Origin of the sequence: Pseudactinotalea sp. (assembly GCF_048594945.1) — a bacterium.
Taxonomy (GTDB): domain Bacteria; phylum Actinomycetota; class Actinomycetes; order Actinomycetales; family Beutenbergiaceae; genus Pseudactinotalea.
This window is the reverse complement of record NZ_JBMDXJ010000106.1, coordinates 1-15,873: the sequence shown is the minus strand read 5'-3', so window position 1 is coordinate 15,873 and position 15,873 is coordinate 1. Positions and strand designations below refer to the sequence as shown.

Here is a 15,873-nt window from a genome sequence, read left to right as displayed (position 1 = left end):
CGACAAGCACAGCTGCCTGCCAGCTCAGTGAGGAGGAGCATGCCCAGAACACGCACCGTTCGTGCGGACCTGGTGATCGTCGCCGGTCTGGTGGCCGCCACCCAGATGTCCTGGGGCGTCGTCATCCCGGTGATGCCGGTGCTGGCGGAGACCCTCGACGCCAGCGTCACGGACCTCGGGCTGCTGATCGCGCTGTTCGGGCTCGGGCGCCTGTTCGCCAATCTCCCTGCCGGGCGGCTGGCGGAGCGAGTGAACCAGAAGTGGTTGCTGCTGGTCTCGGTCGTCGCCGTCGTGGCGTTCATGGCACTCAGCGGATTCGTCACGGACCTGAACCAGCTGTTCGTGCTGCGCGTGCTCACGGGGATCGGCGGGGGCTTCGCCGTGACCGTCGGCAACGCGTTCATCGCCTCGACCACGGCACCGGAGCGCCGCGGCCGAGCGCTCGGGACCCTGCACGCGTTCCAGCTCGCCGGTGGTGCGCTCGGGCCGAGCGTCGGCGGCTTCGTCGCGGCATGGTCCGGTCCGACGGCGGCATTTCTGGTCTCGGGTGCCGCGGCGGCGGCCTTCGCGATCGCGGGCGTGTTCTGGCTCAGGAGCCCGCAACGACAGCACCCGAGCGAGTCGATCGCTGCCGGCGAGGCGCCGCGGCGGCGCCAGTGGCTGCTCCGCGATCGCAGCATGCTGGCGATCTGCATCGTCGGGTTCGCCGTGTTCTTCGCACGTTTCGGCGGCCAGCAGTTCCTGGTACCGGTGCTCGCGTACGACCAGGCGGGCATGACGGAGGCGCAGCTGGGACTGGTGCTCGGGGTGATCGCGGGTCTCAACATCGGCCTCATCGGGGTAGCCGGATGGTTCACCGACAAGTACGGGCGCAAGGCGGTGATCATCCCCGCCATGCTGATCAGCTCGCTGGCGTTCGTGGGCTACTCGTTCGCGTCCACGCTCGGCGCCTTCATCGTCGTCTCGGCGGTGGTCGGGCTGTTCACGAGCATCGCCGCACCGGCCCAGGTCGCCTACCTGGCCGACATCGCGCCCGTGGCCCGGCAGGGCAGCGCCGTGGGCATCTACCGCACCTTCGGCGACCTTGCCGCGCTGATCGGGCCCGTGGTGCTCGGCGTGCTGGTCGAGCACCACGGCGGTTGGGCGGGTGTGGTGACCGTGAGCGCGTGCGGCACGGTGGCCGCCATCTGGTTCTGGCTCCGGGCGCGCCGCACGCGGCCGGTGCCCCAGCCCGAGCCGGCCGAGCAGGCCACCGCCGCGGTGGCCGCCTGACGCGGCTCGGCCGGGACATGGTCGGGCCGGCGAACGCGTCAGTCCGGCATCGCCGCGAACTCGCGGACCTCGACGGCGTTGCTCCAGGCCATCGGATGGCCCGCCGCGATCTGCACGGCCTGGTCCAGCGAGTCGGCCTCGATCACGTCGAGGCCCGCGATCACCTCGCCGGCCTCGGCGAACGGACCCTCGGTGCGCTGGACCTTCCCGGCGCGCACTCGCACCGTGGCGGCCTGCGAGGCGGGCACGAGCGGGTCGCCGGTGACGTAGCGGCCCGCGTCGTTGAGGCCGCGCCACCACGCCTCGACATCGGGCGCGGCGGCGCGGTCCTCCTCGCTCGCGGCGACGGAGGTGTCGGTGGTGATGAGGAGCAGGTACTTCGGCATGGTTCGTTCCTTCCGGTGGTGATGGTCACCGGGATGACGACGGCGGTCCGCGGTTCTCGACATTCTGCTCGCCTCGGTCCCCTCTCAGGCGAACGTGCGCGGCTGGTTCGGCGCCTCACGCGCCTTCCGCTCGCCGGGCACCGGGACCGCCCACTGCACGGCGTTCGCGAGGACGCGTCGTACCTGCGGGTGGAAGTACACGGGGTACTCCTGGTCGCCCGGGGAGAAGTAGAAAACCTTCCCGCGACCACGGCGGAATGTCATGCCGGAGCGGAACAACTCGCCGCCGGCGAACCAGGAGGCGAACACGAGCTCATCGGGCGGCGGCACATCGAAGTGCTCGCCGTACATCTCCTGCGCCTCGATCGTGAACGGCTGCTCGACGCCCTTGGCGATCGGGTGCGTGGGGTCGAGCGTCCAGACGATCTCGCGCTCGCCCTCGTTGCGCCACGACAACCCGCACGTGGTGCCCATGAGCGCCTTGAAGATCTTCGAGTAGTGGCCCGAGTGCAGCACCAGCAGCCCGAGGCCGCCGAGCACGTGCTGCTGCACGCGCGCGACCACCTCGTCGGCGACGTCGTCGTGCTTCATGTGACCCCACCACAGCAGCACGTCGGTGCCGGCGAGCACCTCCTCGCTCAACCCGTGCTCGGGGTCCGCGAGGGTGGCGGTGCGCACCTCGACCTCGTCGCCGAGCAGCTCGGTCAGCCCGGCCGCGATCGCGCCGTGGATGCCCTCGGGGTAGATCGCCTGCACCGAGGCGTCGACCTGCTCGTGCCAGCCCTCGTTCCAGACCAGAACCTTGATCACGCGCCAACCTCCTGCTCGTGCCCGAGCGGCGCCCGGGCGTCGTCGTCCAACTTGACCTCGGTACCGGCCTCCGCCGAGCGGTAGGCGGCGTCGATGATGCGGGTGCGGGAGGCACCCAGCGACCCGTCGTGCTCGGCCCAGCTCGCCGGGTCGGCGATTGCGTCGAGGAACTCGTCCACGACCTGCGCGTGCCCGCCCGACTGCAGCGGCTCGAGCTCGAGGTCCGCCTCTCCGTCGGGTGCCGTGCCGAAGTAGCGGCCGGGCGTGAGCGCGTAGTCGACCACGCTCACGTCGGCGCCGCCATCGGTCCCGTACAACGTCAACGCGATCTCGTCGCCGCTGGGGCGGTGGGTGGCCCAGCTGGACTCGAGCGTGATCGAGGCGCCACCCTCCAGGCGCAGCAGCACGGTGGCAAAGTCCTCGACCTCGTAGGCCGACCCGACCGCCTGCTTGTCCGATCCGCTGCCGCCGAGCCCGCGCGGGCCCAGCTCGGAGTGCGTCACGGCGGAGACCGTGAGCACGCGTGGCTCGCCCATGATCCGCAGGGTCGCGTCCAGCACGTGCACGCCGAGGTCGATCAGCGGACCCCCGCCGGCCATCTCGCGGTTGGTGAACCAGCTCCCCAACGTGGGGATGCCGGCACGCCGCAGCCACGAGGCGCGTGCGTGGTAGACCCGCCCGAGCGCACCGGAAGCCACCTGCTCGGCCAGCGCGGCCAGGTCGCCGCGGTGCCGCTGGTTGAACGCCACCTGCAGCACGCGTCCGGCGCGGCGCGCCGCGGCCACCATCGCATTCGCCTCCTCCGCGGTCCGCGCCATCGGCTTCTCGGACAGCACGTGCACGCCCGCGTCGAGCGCGGCGATCGCGATCGGCGCGTGCAGGAAGGTGGGCACCGCCACGCTGATCGCGTCGAGCTCGCCCTGCTCCAGCAGCGTCTGCCAATCGGGCACCGCGAGCGGGATGTCGTGCTCGGCCGCCAGCGCAGCCAGCACCTCGGCCTCCATGCCGGCGATGCCGACGATCTCGACATCGGGCCGAGCGAGGTACCGGTCCAGGTGTTGCTGGCCGGCCCATCCGACGCCGACGACGCCGACCCGCAACGGGCGGTCGGCGCTGAATCCTGGGGTGGTCATTGCGGTTTCTCTCTCTCGTCGATCGGGTCAGTGGTCGAGGTCGCGGCAGGTGTCAGCCACGTCTGGATCGCCTCGGGTGCGAGTGCGTGCCGCGCGGCCATGATCGCGGCGCCCACGGCACCGCCGTTGGCATCGCCACGTGCGGGCACGATCTGGAGGTGCTCGGTGGCGAGCGGGAGCGAGTGCCGGTAGACGACCTCGCGCACTCCGGCGATCAGGTCCTCGCCGGCGCGCCCCACGCTCCCCCCGATGACCACGACCGAGGGTCCGAGCACGTTGACGACGCCGGCCACGACCGCGCCGACCTCGCGGCCCGCCTGACGCACCGCCGCGATCGCAGTGCGATCGCCCGCCCGGACAAGGTCGACGACGTCGGCGCTCGTGGCCGCCTCGATGCCCGCCTCGCGCAGCAGTGCCGCGATCGCGGGTCCGCTCGCGATGTCCTCGAGCTCGCGCTGGTCGTCAGCAGGCCGCGGGCTGTCGGCAGCCCACGGCACCCGCACGTGTCCGAGGTCTCCCGCCGAACCACGCGCACCCCGCTGCAGCGTGCCGCCCATCACGATCCCGGCACCGATGCCTGTGGAGACCTTCACGTAGAACAGATCGTCGGCCTCGGGCCACCACAGCGCGTGCTCGCCGAGGGCCAGCACGTTCACGTCGTTGTCCACCAGCACGTCGAGCCCGGGCAGGCGTAGGTGGTCGCGCACCTCGCCGGGGACGTCGACCCGATCCCAGCCCGGCATGATCGGTGGGTTCGTGGGCCGTCCGGTCGCGTGCTCCACGGGCCCGGGCAACCCCAGACCCAACGCGGCCACATCCGACCAGGGCCGAGCAACGCCGTCGAGCAGGCGGGTGGCCGTGCTGAGCACGGCTTCGAGAACGAGGCCGGGGCCATCGGCGATGTCCAGCACGATCGTCTCCGCGGCGAGCACGCCACCGGCGAGATCGCAGATCGCGGCCGTGCCGTGGGTCGCTCCCAGGTCGATCCCGACGGCGACCCTTGCCTCGGGATTGAACGCCACCTGGGCGGGTGGTCGCCCACCCGAGGAGGCGGCCGCACCGGCCGCCGTGAGCACCTCTCCGCGCAGCAGCTCATCCACGCGCGCCGAGACGGTCGAGCGCGAGAGGCCGGTGAGGTGAGCGATCTCAGCGCGGGTACGCGGGACGCCGTCGAGCATGAGGGCGAGCAGCCCACCCGGACCGGGGCCGGCAGCGCGACCACGATCGGCGGGCGTCATGCTTCTGAGTACAGCACAGGCGACTACTGCGGATCAATACATGGACTTCTGATTGACCAGCCCGCAAAAGTGTGTGAGCGTTGTCGACGACACCCGCGGGCGCGTCGCATCGTGCCCACTGACGAAGGAGCACGCGTGCCCACCTCCCCCCTGTCGGTCCAGCTCTACACCGTTCGCGAAGCGGCCGGCGAGGACCTGACCGGAACGCTGCAGCGCCTGGCCGAGATCGGTTTCGAGCTCGTGGAGCCCTACGCGTTCACGAACTTCCCGGACCTCGGTGACGCGCTGAAGGCCAGCGGCCTGCGCGCCCCCACCACCCATCAGGGCTTCCTCACCGCGAGCGAGAGCGAGCAGAACGCGATCTTCGCGGCCGCTGCAGCGCTCGGCATGGAGCGGGTCATCGACCCGCACTACCCGGCCGAGAACTGGGCCACGGCCGAGCAGATCGCCGACACAGCCTCGCGACTCAACGCTGCAGCCGGCATCGCAGCCGCGCACGGCCTCACGATCGGCTACCACAACCACGCTTTCGAGCTGGAGAACAGGATCGACGGGCGCGCCGCGCTGGAGGTGCTCGCCGAGCAGCTCGACCCGACCGTGGGCCTCGAGGTCGACGCCTACTGGGCGGCCGTGGGCGGCGTGGAGCCGGTGGGGCTGTTGCAGCGCCTCGGCGACCAGGTGGTCGCCGTGCATGTGAAGGACGGCCCCGGCACCAAGGACAACCTCGACCAGGTGGCGGTGGGCTCCGGCTCGCAGCCGATCGCGGAGATCCTCGCTGCCACGCCGAACGCCCTGCACGTGATCGAGCTCGACGACAGCCGTGGCGACCGCTTCCAGGCCGTGGCCGACAGCTTCGCCTTCCTCTCCGGGATCCGCGCGTGACCCGGGCGGGCATCGGCGTCATCGGCGCCGGGAACATCAGCACGCAGTACCTGAAGAACCTCACCACGTTCGGTGACGTGGACGTCCGCTTCGTAGCGGACCTCGACGTGGACCGGGCGGCCGCGCAGGCGGCCGAGTTCGGGGTGCCGCGTTCGGGCACGGTCGCCGAGCTGCTGGCCGACGACGAGATCGAGGTCGTCGTCAACCTCACGGTGCCGGCCGTGCACGTGGAGGTGGCCGAGCAGGTGCTCGCCGCCGGCAAGCATGTGTGGAGCGAAAAGCCGTTCGCGCTGGAGCGGGAGAGCGGCCGCTCGCTGCTCGCGGCCGCGCAGTCCGCGGGCCTGCGGGTCGCGACCGCGCCCGACACGTTCCTCGGTGCCGGCATCCAGTCAGCGCTGCGGCTGGTCGCCTCCGGCGGCATCGGCGCACCGCACGGCGCGCTCACGCTGATGCAGTCCCCCGGCCCGGAGAGCTGGCACCCGAACCCGGCGTTCCTCTTCGACATCGGCGCCGGCCCACTGTTCGACATCGGCCCGTACTACCTGACGGCGTTGGTGCAGTTCTTCGGCCCGGTCGCCCGTGCGCACGCCGTGACCTCGAAGGCGCGCGCCGAGCGCGTGATCGGGTCCGGGCCGCTCGCCGGTCAGACCTTCCCGGTCAACGTGCCCACGCACGTGTCCACGCTGCTGGAGTTCGAGAGCGGGCAGACGGCGCAGAGCATCTTCTCCTTCGACTCGCGCCTGGGCCGGACCCAGTTCGAGATCACGGGTGACGACGCCACGCTCACCGTGCCCGACCCCAACACCTTCTCCGGCGACCTCGTGATCACGCGTGGCCGCGACGACGAGGAGACCGTGGCTTCCGAGGGGTCCGCGGCCGGTCGCGGGTCCGGCGTGGTCGAGCTCGTCCGCGCCATCCGCGCCGGCGTGCCCGAGCGGGCTTCCGGCGAGCTCGCGTTCCACGTGCTCGACGTGATGCAGTCGATCATCGAGGCCGGCGATGGCCGCGCGCCGGTTGACGTCACCAGCACGGTGGTGGTGCCACCGCCGGTGGACGTGGACTGGGACCCAGCGGCGGCGACGCTCTGATGTCCGCCCGCGCTGACGCCGACCTCACCCTTCGCGCTGAGTGCGCACAGTCACGGCGAGTGTGCGCACTCAGCCGGTGCGGGGGTGCGAGATGACCGGGCTCACCGGGGCCGGGCTCGGCGTCGGCGTGGTTGGCGGCGGGTTCATGGCGCAGATGCACTCGCGGTCGGCGCGGCTGGCCGGTGCGCGGCTGGTGGGGCTGAGCTCCTCCACACCGGAGCGCGCGGCCGAGGCGGCGCAGCGGCTGGGCTTCGAGCGGGGCTACGGATCGCTCGAGGAGCTGCTCGCCGACGAGAGCATCGACGTGGTGCATGTGTGCACCCCGAACGCACTGCACGCCGAGCAGGCAGCGGCGGTCATCGCCTCCGGCCGGGACGTGGTGTGCGAGAAGCCGCTGGCCACCACGGTGGCCGACGCGACCGCACTCACCGAGCAGGCCGCAACCGCGAGCGTGACCGGCACGGTGCCGTTCGTCTACCGCTTCCACCCGCTGGTGCGGGAGGCTCGGGAGCGAGTGGCGCGGGGTGAGACCGGCCGGCTGCTCACGGTGACGGCCAGCTACCTGCAGGACTGGCTGCTCACCTCCGAGGACGACAACTGGCGCGTGGACGCCGACCTCGGCGGTGCCTCGCGTGCATTCGCGGACATCGGGTCGCACCTGGTGGACCTCGTCGAGTTCGTGACCGGCGACCGCATCAGCCGGATCGCCACCCGCACCCGCACCTTCGTCACCGACCGGGCCGAGCACGCCCGGGTGACGAACGAGGACGCGGCCGCGGCCGTCGTCGAGACGGCGAGCGGCGCCGTCGGGACGTTGCTGGTCTCCCAGGTGGCGCCGGGGCGCAAGAACCGGCTGCACCTGGAGATTGCCGGATCGACCGAGTCGCTCGCGTTCGACCAGGAGCACCCCGAGACGCTGTGGCTGGGGCGGCGCGAGGGCAGCGTGCTGCTGCCGCGCGACGAGGGCCAGAACAGCGAGGCGGCGAACCGGTACTCGGTGGCGCCGTCGGGTCACCCGCAGGGCTACCCGGAGGCGTTCGCGAGCTTCGTGGCCGACTCCTACGCCGCCGGTCGCGGCGCGAGCATCGACGGCCTGCCAACCTTCGAGGACGGCCTCCGCGCCGCCGTGGTCACCGACGCCGTGCTGCGCGCTGCCGCCTCGGATGGTTGGGTAGATCTGTAGCCAACCCCCGATTTCACTGACGATTCGACCCGGCACCAAGGAGAGAAGACCGTGGCTGACTCATCCCGACTCCCCGTCACCCTGTTCACCGGCCAGTGGGCCGACATGCCATTCGAAGAACTGGCGCAGAAGGCGTCCGAGTGGGGCTACGACGGCCTCGAGATCGCCGCGTCCGGCGATCACCTCGACCTCAAGCGCGCTGACGAGGACGACGCCTACGTGCAGTCCCGCCTGGACATCCTCGACAAGTACAACCTGAAGGCATGGGCCATCAGCCACCACCTCGGCGGGCAGGCGGTCTGCGACGACCCGATCGACTTCCGCCACCAGGCGATCCTGCGCGACTACGTGTGGGGCGACGGTGATCCCGAAGGCGTGCGGCAGCGCGCCGCCGAGGACATGAAGCGGGCGGCGCGGGTGGCTCGCAAGCTCGGCATCGACACCGTGGTCGGCTTCACCGGCTCCAAGATCTGGCCGTACGTGGCGATGTTCCCGCCCGTCCCGGCCTCGGTGATCGACGAGGGGTACGAGGACTTCGCGAACCGCTGGAACCCGATCCTCGACGTGTTCGACGCCGAAGGGGTCAGGTTCGCGCACGAGGTGCACCCGAGCGAGATCGCCTACGACCACTGGACCAGCGTCCGCACGCTCGAGGCGATCGGGCACCGCGAGGCGTTCGGCTTCAACTGGGATCCCTCACACATGGCGTGGCAGGGCGTGGACTCGGTTGCCTTCATCACCGACTTCGCGGACCGCATCTACCACGTGGACTGCAAGGACACCCGGATCCGCCCGGCCTCGGGTCGATCCGGCATCCTCGGCTCGCACCTGCCGTGGGGCGACCCGCGCCGCGGCTGGGACTTCGTGTCCACCGGTCACGGCGACATCCCCTGGGAGGACGCGTTCCGCGCCCTCGCGAGCATCGGCTACGACGGCCCGATCTCGGTCGAGTGGGAGGACGCCGGCATGGACCGCCTGCACGGCGCCGCCGAGGCAGTCGGGTACATCCGCTCGCTGTTGTGGAAGCTCCCCGAGGCCTCCTTCGACGCGGCGTTCTCCAACCAGTAGAACCCGCGCCGAATCAGCGGTCAGCCGGGGTGGAACGGTGAGTATCTGACCGCAACGGCACGTCAGTCCCGCTCGGGAGCGAAGAGCGTTGAGTATGTGACATCAACGCACGCTACCCCCAATGCCGTCAACTTAGGGCGGTGCGGTCGGCGTCAAGCACTGGTGTCGGCGGTTGCTCGGTGGGTTCAACCGAGCCCGGGTCAGAGAGGTAGCGACGAAACTGCTTCTACGTCCCCGGGAGCTCCGTTGCGTGCTCACCATGTCATTGCTGACCTCGAACCAGACGTCCGCGCGTTCAGGCTGGGGCATCTGGGCGACCTGACCCAGATCGTGCCGTTCGAGACAGTCGACGCGTTCCTGACCCCAGACCCGCACGAGACAGCGTCGGGTCCGTGACCTGCCCTCGCGGGTGGTGGTCTACCTCCTGCTTGAGGCAGCGTTGTTCGCCGGGTGCCGCTACCGGCAGGTCTGGCCCGGCTGATCGCCGGGCTCGATCCGCGGGTGGTCGGCCCGATCGCGAGGGCGTCCGCGGCGGCGTTAGCCTCGATCCTTTATCGGGGCTAGGAGGTTGGCCCAGCTGCGACAGGCGGAGGGTCACCGAGCGCGTCGAGCAGTACCTTCGCCGTCTCGACTTCGTCGAAATCGTCGCCGGCGCCCCAAAGCTCTAGCTGCCGAAGGACCCAACTCCACTCTCGGTCCTGGAGAGCAACCGTCACCTTGTAATCATCCGGGGGCCAACCGGCCGGTGTCCTCGGACCCGAGTAGACATCAATTGCCCTAGTCGTCGCGTCTCGGACGATCTCACCGGATGCAAATGACAGGATCTCCAGTTCCGTCGCTGCATCTCGCGAGGCGCCCTCCACGCATACGAGCACCCTGCGCCATTGAACCATTGGGATGGTCGCCGCTCTGTGTCTCATACACAGATCCTTCTATGTTCGTCAAGCCGTGATCGGGGTCTGCTGCGCGGTGTTCAGGATTCGATAGATCTTGCGGGCGAGGTAGCGCTTGAGCCCATACTCGACCAATGAGGCAGCGGTTGATTTCTATGCTGGTCTTGCCCTCCGTGGTGCGGCGTTCGCAGTAGTTGGCGGTCTTGGGATCCCAGCGGCGGCGGGTCACGATGAACCCGTCCTGGGTCTCCCGGACGGTTCACATCGCCGAGACCGCAGGAATGGTCGTGGACATCGTCGGCGCGATCGGCCGCCAGATCCTGGCCGATCTGCTACCTCCACGCCGGGGACGTACCCGCGCCGCGCGCGGTGAAACGAGCGATCTCGAACTACGCCCCCCACACCGCCACAGGCCGGCTACGCAGGCCCAGCCACAACACCACGATCAGAATCACCATCCTCACCGGCGCGCCGCCGTGACAACCAAAGCCCCCGCTCAAGTTGACGGCATTGACGCTAGCCCCCGGCGCGGGGTCCACGGGCTTGGGGTGTGCGCTTGTCACCGCCACGGCAACAGCGCTGCCACGACCCACCGATCCGTCGGGAGAGCCTGACATCGGGTGGAGGTCGAATCAGCGGTGAGAACGGGCCTGGGGTGTAGCGTCCGGGGCATCGGTCCGGCCCGACAGGAGCAGCCATGACGACGACGCCCGCACCACCGCAGGCACGCAAGCTCGCGACCACCGTGTGGTGGCTCGTGCTCGTGCAGGGCATTCTCGCGATCGCCTTCGGCGCGTTCGCGATGTTCTTCTCCGGCTCGGCGCTGGTGACGATCATGATCTTCTTCGGCGTCTACTCCCTCCTCGACGGCGCTCTGGCGCTCTGGGGCGGGATCCGCAACCGCCAGGAGGGGTGGGGGTGGCTGGTGTTCCAGGGCATCGCGGGGATCGCGGTCGGTCTCCTCGCCCTCCGCTACCCCAGCACCACGGTCATCGCCTTCACACTGCTGGTGGCGTTCTGGGCGCTGGTGATCGGCGCGATCCGCATCTTCGGAGCGTTCGAGCTACGCAAGCTCGGCGCCCGGGGGTGGATCTGGGCGCTCGTGGCAGGCATCGCTGCGGTGCTGTTCGGCCTCGCGCTCGTCATCAGCCCTGGGTACGGCGCGCTCGCCCTGATCTGGCTGATCGGCGTCACTGTCGCGATCTTCGGCATCGCTCTGGTCGTCAACGCGCTGCTCGTGCGCAAGGTCGTCCAGGACTTCGCCGACGATGGGGTCATCAACAACTCCAACGCCTGAGCGCCCCGTCCCGTGCCGCCAGGTAGGGAAGAGTAGTGGCCATGACGACGGCGGAGGGCGGCTTGGCGGGGGTCGCTCGCGATCTGTACGGGGTCACGCCGGGTGAGTTCATCGCCGCGCGCAACGCGCGGGCGAAGCGCGCCAAGGCCGAGGGCGACCCGGAGCTGGCGGCGGCGGTGGGGGCGCTCCGGAAGCCGAGTGTGGCGGCGTGGGTCGTCAACATGATGGTGCGGCAGTTGCCGGAGCGGATCGGCGACATCGTGGCGCTGGGCGACGAGATCAGCGACGCACAGGATGCGATGGACGCCGCCGAGCTGCGGGTCCTGACCAAGCAGCGCCGCGCGCTCACGGCGGCGGTGGCGAAGGAAGGTGCGGCACTGGCCGCGGAGCTGGGGCACAAGGTCTCCGCCGCCGTGACCGAACAGGTGCAGGACACGCTCAACGCGGCGATGACCTCCGACCACGCGGGCGAGGCGGTACGCAGCGGTGTGCTGCTGACCGCCCTGGAGCCGACCGGATTCGGTGACACGAGCGTCACCGAGGCGCTCGGTGTGCCGTTCGGGGTACTCAGCGGGCGTGCCGACGTGGCCCCTCCGCGGCAGGGTCCCACCGATCTCAATGCCCGGCGCGCCTCCGCGAGGGCGAAGTCCGCCCAGGCCGTCACCGACGCCCGCGCCTTCCTCGCCAGCTCCGAGGCGGTCGCCGTCAAGACCGGGAAGACGATGCGGGCGCGCAAGGACAAGGTCCGCACCGTGCAGGCGCAGGTGCTGCAGCTGCGCGCCGAGCTCGACGAGCTGCTGCGCCAGGTCGAGAGCCTCGAGGAGAAGCTCGAACCGATCACCGCCGATCTCGAGTCCGCCCAGGCGGCCTACGCCGATGCCGAGGCGATGGACATTGCTGCGAAGGCCGCCGTCGAGAAGGCGCAGCGCCGGCTCGACGAGGCGCGCGCGACTGCGCGCTGATCGCTCAGCGGGGGTGGGTGGTCTCGAGGCGGACCGCGAGGGCTGCGACGGTCGCGGGACCGAGTGCGAGCGCGAGCCCCGGAATCTGCAGCAGCGCGAGCGCCATTGCTGCGAGCGCGAGGGCACACACGAACGTGAGCGGCAGCCGCGCCACACCGTAGAGGAACGCGGTCCGCAGCGCGCGCGGGAGATCGGCCAGCGCGCGCTGCGGTGCTCCGAAGCGCACCACCGCCGGGCCTGCTCCGAGGGCGGCTACGGCGGCCAGGACCAGGGCACCCAGCAGCGCGCCACGTGTCACGATCGCCATCACACCGGTCAGATGTGGCAGCAGTGCGCTGGCCGCAGTCACGATCGCGACCACCGCAACGAAGGCGAGTATGAAGGCGTTGGCCCGCGCGAACCCGCGCCGGTACGCGATCGCGAACGCTCGAGCCAGCTGCCGTGCCGACCCCTCGCCCGGCTCGCGGGCAGCGACGAGGTACGCGGCCGCCGTGGACGGTCCGACACCCAGCACGATGCCGCCCGCCAGTGTGCCCGCGACCCAGAGCAGATGCAGCACCCACAGCCGGTAGAGCGCGCTGCAGATCCTGACCAGGGCACTCGTGAACGTGACGGCGCTCGACGCCTGCGCCACGCGGGCAGCGGCCACGGGCCGCGCCGATCCGAGCGCACTCATCCCTTCACCGAGCCGATCATCATGCCCTTGGCGAAGTAGCGCTGGGCGTAGGGGTAGATCAGCACGATCGGCACGATCGCGAGCACCATCACGGCGGCGCGGATGTTCGGCGGCCCGATCTGCACGCCGTTGATCACGACCTGCTGGAAGTTGACCGCGCTCGGGTCGTCGGCGACGAGCAGCCGGTACAGCACGAGCTGGATCGGCTGCAGGGCCTGCTCGCGCAGATAGATCAGCGGGATCAGGAAGGAGTTCCAGGTCTGCACGGCGTAGAACACGGCGATCGTGGCGATGACCGCCTTCGACAGCGGGAAGTACACCCGCGACATCACGGTGAAGTCGTTGGCTCCGTCGATCGCGGCGGCCTCTTCGAGCTCCTCCGGGATGCTGAACAGGAAGGAACGCGTGATGATCAGCAGGAACGTGCCCACGGCAGGTGGGATCACCATCACGAGCCAGTTGTTGACGAAACCGAGCTTCTCGAACACCAGGTACTGCGGCACGATGCCGGCGTCGAAGATCCACGTCGCCACGAACACGAACATGATGGCGTGCCGTGCCACGAACTTCCGCCGCGACAGCACGAACGCCGTCACATAGGTGAGCAGCACCGCCGTGACGGTGCCCACCACCGTGTAGAGCAGCGAGTTCCCCACGGCGCGCGGCAGCCCCAGGTTGGGGTTCGTGAGGATATGGACGTAGGTGTAGATGTTGACGTTCTCGGGCCACAGCCACACGCGCCCGGACGTGACCGACACGTTGTCCGACAGCGAGGTCGCCAGCACGTACACGAACGGGTACAGGCAGCCGAGCGCGATCACGAGCAGCACGCCGCTGGTGACGATCTCGAAGACCTTGGAGCGCTTCGACGCGGGCCGCCGGGCCATCAGAAGATCCTCGTCTCGGAGTAGCGCTTAGCCACCCGGTTGGCGGTCAGGATCAGCACCAGTGCGATGACGCCCTGCACCAGCCCCACCGCAGCGCCGTAGCTGTAGTTCGGGAACCCGGTCGGCGCGAACGCGAGCCGATAGACGTAGGTCGCGATCACATCGGCCGTCTCGTAGGTCGAGGGCCGGTAGGAGAGCAGGATCCGCTCCATGTCGACCGACAGGATCTGCCCGATCGCCAGGATCAGCATCACCACGATCATGTTGGAGATCGAGGGAAGCGTCACGTGCCACATCCGGCGCCACCGGTTGGCGCCGTCGATCTCGGCCGCCTCGTAGAGGGTGGGGTCGATGGCCGACATCGCGGCCATGTAGATGATCGTGTTGTACCCGAACGACATCCACACACCCATGAACACGTACAGCGGGCGGAACCACTCGGGCTCGGCGAAGAAGAAGATCGCCTCGCCGCCGAAGAACTCGATGATCTGGTTGACCAGCCCGCCCCGTGGGCTCAGCAGCGTGAACATGATCGACACGATCACGGCGGTCGAGATGAAGTACGGCAGGAACGAGGAGGTCTGCACGGTCCGCTTCACCCAGCGGGTGCGGATCTCGTTGAGGAACAGCGAGAAGATGATGGGGATCGGGAACCCGATCACCAACGACAGCACCGCGAGCGCGATCGTGTTCGTCAGCAGCCGGCCCAGCAGCGGGTCCTCAAGGAACTGGACGAAGTTGTCCAGACCCACCCACGGGCTGCCCGTGATGCCGAGGAACGGGCTGTACTTCTGGAACGCGATCACGACCGCTCCCACGGGCGCGATCTTGAACAGCACCAGGTGGATCAGTCCCGGCAGCACCATCAGGTAGAGCAGCCAGGTCCGTGAGAGGTGTCGCCGCAGCCGCGGTCCGATCGGCCCCCGCGGCTCAGCGCGTCTGCTGCCCGACGGCGACTCTCGCCTCGTCGGCCTGGTCACCTCCGCGGTGGTCACCGCCGATGGTGCTGATGTCGCCATGCGCGCTCAGCCCTCAGCTGCCCATCGCGGCGAGCGCCTCGTCGGTGATCTCGATGCTGCGGCTGTAGCCCAGCTCGTCCATCTCCGCGAGGAAGGCATCCCACTCCGTCATCGGCCGATCGCCGGTGGTGAAGGCGGTGATGCCGGCCAGCATGGCGGGCTGAAGAGCAGCGTTGATGGCCGACCGCTCCTCCTCCTGCTCCGGTGTGAACCGGATCGTGGGGTGCGGCACGGTGTAGTTGGCGAACAAGTCCTGAGCGTAGGAGCCGGTGAAGTCGTCGAGAAAGGCGTAGTAGGCGTCGTTCTCGAGCGGCGCGGCGAAGCTGATGCGGTCCTGGTGGAACGCCCAGACCGGCGTGCCGTCAGGGTTGTCGGCCACGTCGTCGTACCTCACCGTGTACTGCGGCTGCCCGTCGACCATCTCGAAGGTCTCGCCCTCGACGCCATAGTGCATCAGCTGCTGGCCCTCGTCGGTGTAGAGCCAGTCGAGGAAGGTGACGATCGTCTCGGCCTGCTCGGAGCGGGCGTCGACCACGAACACGCGGCGGGGATCCCAGCGGGCGTTGGACCCGGCGAGCATCTGCTCACCATCCTCGCCCTCCAGCGGCATCATCACCTGCACGTCGAAGTCGGGGTCGTTCTCGGGCCCACCGTTCTGCAGGAACCACGCGGGCCGCGTGAAGAAGTCGGTGGTCACGGACGCGCCGCTGGTGAGGAATTGTGACTGCCAGTCCTCCTCGGTCATGGCTCCCTCGACCCAGATCGGGTCGATGAGGCCCTCGGAGTAGATCTGGTTGTACCACTCGACCATCTCGCGGAAGCTGTCCGACATCAGGTCGAAGGAGCCGCCGCTGCTGGTGTCGTAGAAGCCGCGGCTGTGGCCATCCTCGATCGCAAAGCCGGCACCGAACGCGTAAGCGAGGTTGAAGAACGAGTCGCGCCCGCTCATCGGGTAGTAGTTGCTGTCGCTGCCGTAGGCCTCCTTCAAGGCACGTAGCGCCTCGGTGAGCTCGGCGATCGTGCGCGGCGCCTCGGTGACGCCCGCCTCGGCGAACATGTCGGCGCGGTACATGGTGGCG

15 protein-coding genes and 1 pseudogene are annotated in these 15,873 nt (G+C 69.6%); 8 read left to right on the top strand and 8 right to left on the bottom strand.

From position 1 onward, the window contains the following. Window positions 1-39 precede the first annotated feature (39 nt). Window positions 40-1,272, top strand: coding sequence for an MFS transporter (locus tag ACOJSN_RS05055; protein ID WP_420111418.1), 1,233 nt, complete (start codon window positions 40-42; stop codon window positions 1,270-1,272). A gap of 38 nt (window positions 1,273-1,310) precedes the next feature. Here the strand turns inward: ACOJSN_RS05055 and ACOJSN_RS05050 are convergent, their stop codons facing one another. The 4 genes from ACOJSN_RS05050 to ACOJSN_RS05035 form a co-directional block, all read right to left on the bottom strand. Continuing rightward, window positions 1,311-1,658, bottom strand: a complete 348-nt coding sequence (locus ACOJSN_RS05050; protein WP_420111417.1) for a YciI family protein — start codon at window positions 1,656-1,658, stop codon at window positions 1,311-1,313. Window positions 1,659-1,742: 84 nt separating this feature from the next. Then, window positions 1,743-2,468, bottom strand: coding sequence for a ThuA domain-containing protein (locus ACOJSN_RS05045; protein ID WP_420111416.1), 726 nt, complete (start codon window positions 2,466-2,468; stop codon window positions 1,743-1,745). After that, window positions 2,465-3,601, bottom strand: coding sequence for a Gfo/Idh/MocA family protein (locus tag ACOJSN_RS05040; RefSeq protein WP_420111415.1), 1,137 nt, complete (start codon window positions 3,599-3,601; stop codon window positions 2,465-2,467). Before ACOJSN_RS05040 ends, ACOJSN_RS05045 begins: the two co-directional genes overlap by 4 nt. Then, window positions 3,598-4,839, bottom strand: a complete 1,242-nt coding sequence (locus ACOJSN_RS05035; RefSeq protein ID WP_420111414.1) for an ROK family protein — start codon at window positions 4,837-4,839, stop codon at window positions 3,598-3,600. Before ACOJSN_RS05035 ends, ACOJSN_RS05040 begins: the two co-directional genes overlap by 4 nt. Window positions 4,840-4,974: 135 nt before the next feature. Here ACOJSN_RS05035 and ACOJSN_RS05030 point away from each other — a divergent pair, with 135 nt between their 5' ends. The 7 genes and pseudogenes from ACOJSN_RS05030 to ACOJSN_RS05000 all read left to right on the top strand — a co-directional run bounded on the left by ACOJSN_RS05030 (window position 4,975) and on the right by ACOJSN_RS05000 (window position 12,212). After that, window positions 4,975-5,721 (top strand): sugar phosphate isomerase/epimerase family protein, encoded by a 747-nt coding sequence (locus tag ACOJSN_RS05030; protein WP_420111413.1) that lies wholly within the window; start codon window positions 4,975-4,977, stop codon window positions 5,719-5,721. Continuing rightward, the gene (locus tag ACOJSN_RS05025) at window positions 5,718-6,809 is read left to right on the top strand and encodes a Gfo/Idh/MocA family protein (protein WP_420111412.1); all 1,092 of its coding nucleotides are present in this window, start codon (window positions 5,718-5,720) and stop codon (window positions 6,807-6,809) included. The genes ACOJSN_RS05030 and ACOJSN_RS05025 overlap by 4 nt, the downstream gene beginning before the upstream one ends. Window positions 6,810-6,900: 91 nt before the next feature. Further along, window positions 6,901-7,992, top strand: coding sequence for a Gfo/Idh/MocA family protein (locus tag ACOJSN_RS05020; protein ID WP_420111411.1), 1,092 nt, complete (start codon window positions 6,901-6,903; stop codon window positions 7,990-7,992). Between the two features lie 105 nt (window positions 7,993-8,097). Next, window positions 8,098-9,060, top strand: coding sequence for a sugar phosphate isomerase/epimerase family protein (locus ACOJSN_RS05015; protein ID WP_420111419.1), 963 nt, complete (start codon window positions 8,098-8,100; stop codon window positions 9,058-9,060). Between the two features lie 376 nt (window positions 9,061-9,436). Next, window positions 9,437-9,541 (top strand): annotated as a pseudogene (locus ACOJSN_RS05010) (transposase domain-containing protein); the annotation flags it as partial. 1,109 nt (window positions 9,542-10,650) lie between these two features. Beyond that, complete coding sequence (locus ACOJSN_RS05005) at window positions 10,651-11,250, top strand: HdeD family acid-resistance protein (RefSeq protein WP_420111410.1); 600 nt, start codon at window positions 10,651-10,653, stop codon at window positions 11,248-11,250. Between the two features lie 41 nt (window positions 11,251-11,291). After that, window positions 11,292-12,212: a hypothetical protein gene (locus ACOJSN_RS05000; protein ID WP_420111409.1), complete on the top strand. Its 921-nt coding sequence runs from the start codon at window positions 11,292-11,294 to the stop codon at window positions 12,210-12,212. 4 nt (window positions 12,213-12,216) lie between these two features. Here ACOJSN_RS05000 and ACOJSN_RS04995 read toward each other — a convergent pair whose 3' ends face one another. The 4 genes from ACOJSN_RS04995 to ACOJSN_RS04980 form a co-directional block, all read right to left on the bottom strand. Next, window positions 12,217-12,888, bottom strand: a complete 672-nt coding sequence (locus tag ACOJSN_RS04995) for a DUF624 domain-containing protein (protein WP_420111408.1) — start codon at window positions 12,886-12,888, stop codon at window positions 12,217-12,219. Continuing rightward, window positions 12,885-13,775, bottom strand: coding sequence for a carbohydrate ABC transporter permease (locus ACOJSN_RS04990; protein WP_420111407.1), 891 nt, complete (start codon window positions 13,773-13,775; stop codon window positions 12,885-12,887). Before ACOJSN_RS04990 ends, ACOJSN_RS04995 begins: the two co-directional genes overlap by 4 nt. Further along, entirely contained in the window at window positions 13,775-14,770 is a 996-nt protein-coding gene (locus ACOJSN_RS04985) for an ABC transporter permease (RefSeq protein ID WP_420111406.1), read from the bottom strand. Before ACOJSN_RS04985 ends, ACOJSN_RS04990 begins: the two co-directional genes overlap by 1 nt. Window positions 14,771-14,807: 37 nt before the next feature. Further along, window positions 14,808-15,873: extracellular solute-binding protein (locus tag ACOJSN_RS04980; protein ID WP_420111405.1), on the bottom strand; the 1,066-nt coding region annotated here is incomplete at its 5' end.

What these genes read in the sequence shown, in the direction of transcription:
- ACOJSN_RS05055 (WP_420111418.1), top strand. Translation starts at nt 40, where the DNA reads ATGCCCAGAACACGCACCGTTCGTGCGGACCTGGTGATCGTCGCCGGT.
- ACOJSN_RS05040 (WP_420111415.1), bottom strand. Translation starts at nt 3,601, where the DNA reads ATGACCACCCCAGGATTCAGCGCCGACCGCCCGTTGCGGGTCGGCGTC.
- ACOJSN_RS04995 (WP_420111408.1), bottom strand. Translation starts at nt 12,888, where the DNA reads ATGAGTGCGCTCGGATCGGCGCGGCCCGTGGCCGCTGCCCGCGTGGCG.
- ACOJSN_RS05005 (WP_420111410.1), top strand. Translation starts at nt 10,651, where the DNA reads ATGACGACGACGCCCGCACCACCGCAGGCACGCAAGCTCGCGACCACC.
- ACOJSN_RS05035 (WP_420111414.1), bottom strand. Translation starts at nt 4,839, where the DNA reads ATGACGCCCGCCGATCGTGGTCGCGCTGCCGGCCCCGGTCCGGGTGGG.
- ACOJSN_RS05050 (WP_420111417.1), bottom strand. Translation starts at nt 1,658, where the DNA reads ATGCCGAAGTACCTGCTCCTCATCACCACCGACACCTCCGTCGCCGCG.
- ACOJSN_RS05015 (WP_420111419.1), top strand. Translation starts at nt 8,098, where the DNA reads ATGCCATTCGAAGAACTGGCGCAGAAGGCGTCCGAGTGGGGCTACGAC.
- ACOJSN_RS05020 (WP_420111411.1), top strand. Translation starts at nt 6,901, where the DNA reads ATGACCGGGCTCACCGGGGCCGGGCTCGGCGTCGGCGTGGTTGGCGGC.
- ACOJSN_RS05000 (WP_420111409.1), top strand. Translation starts at nt 11,292, where the DNA reads ATGACGACGGCGGAGGGCGGCTTGGCGGGGGTCGCTCGCGATCTGTAC.
- ACOJSN_RS04990 (WP_420111407.1), bottom strand. Translation starts at nt 13,775, where the DNA reads ATGGCCCGGCGGCCCGCGTCGAAGCGCTCCAAGGTCTTCGAGATCGTC.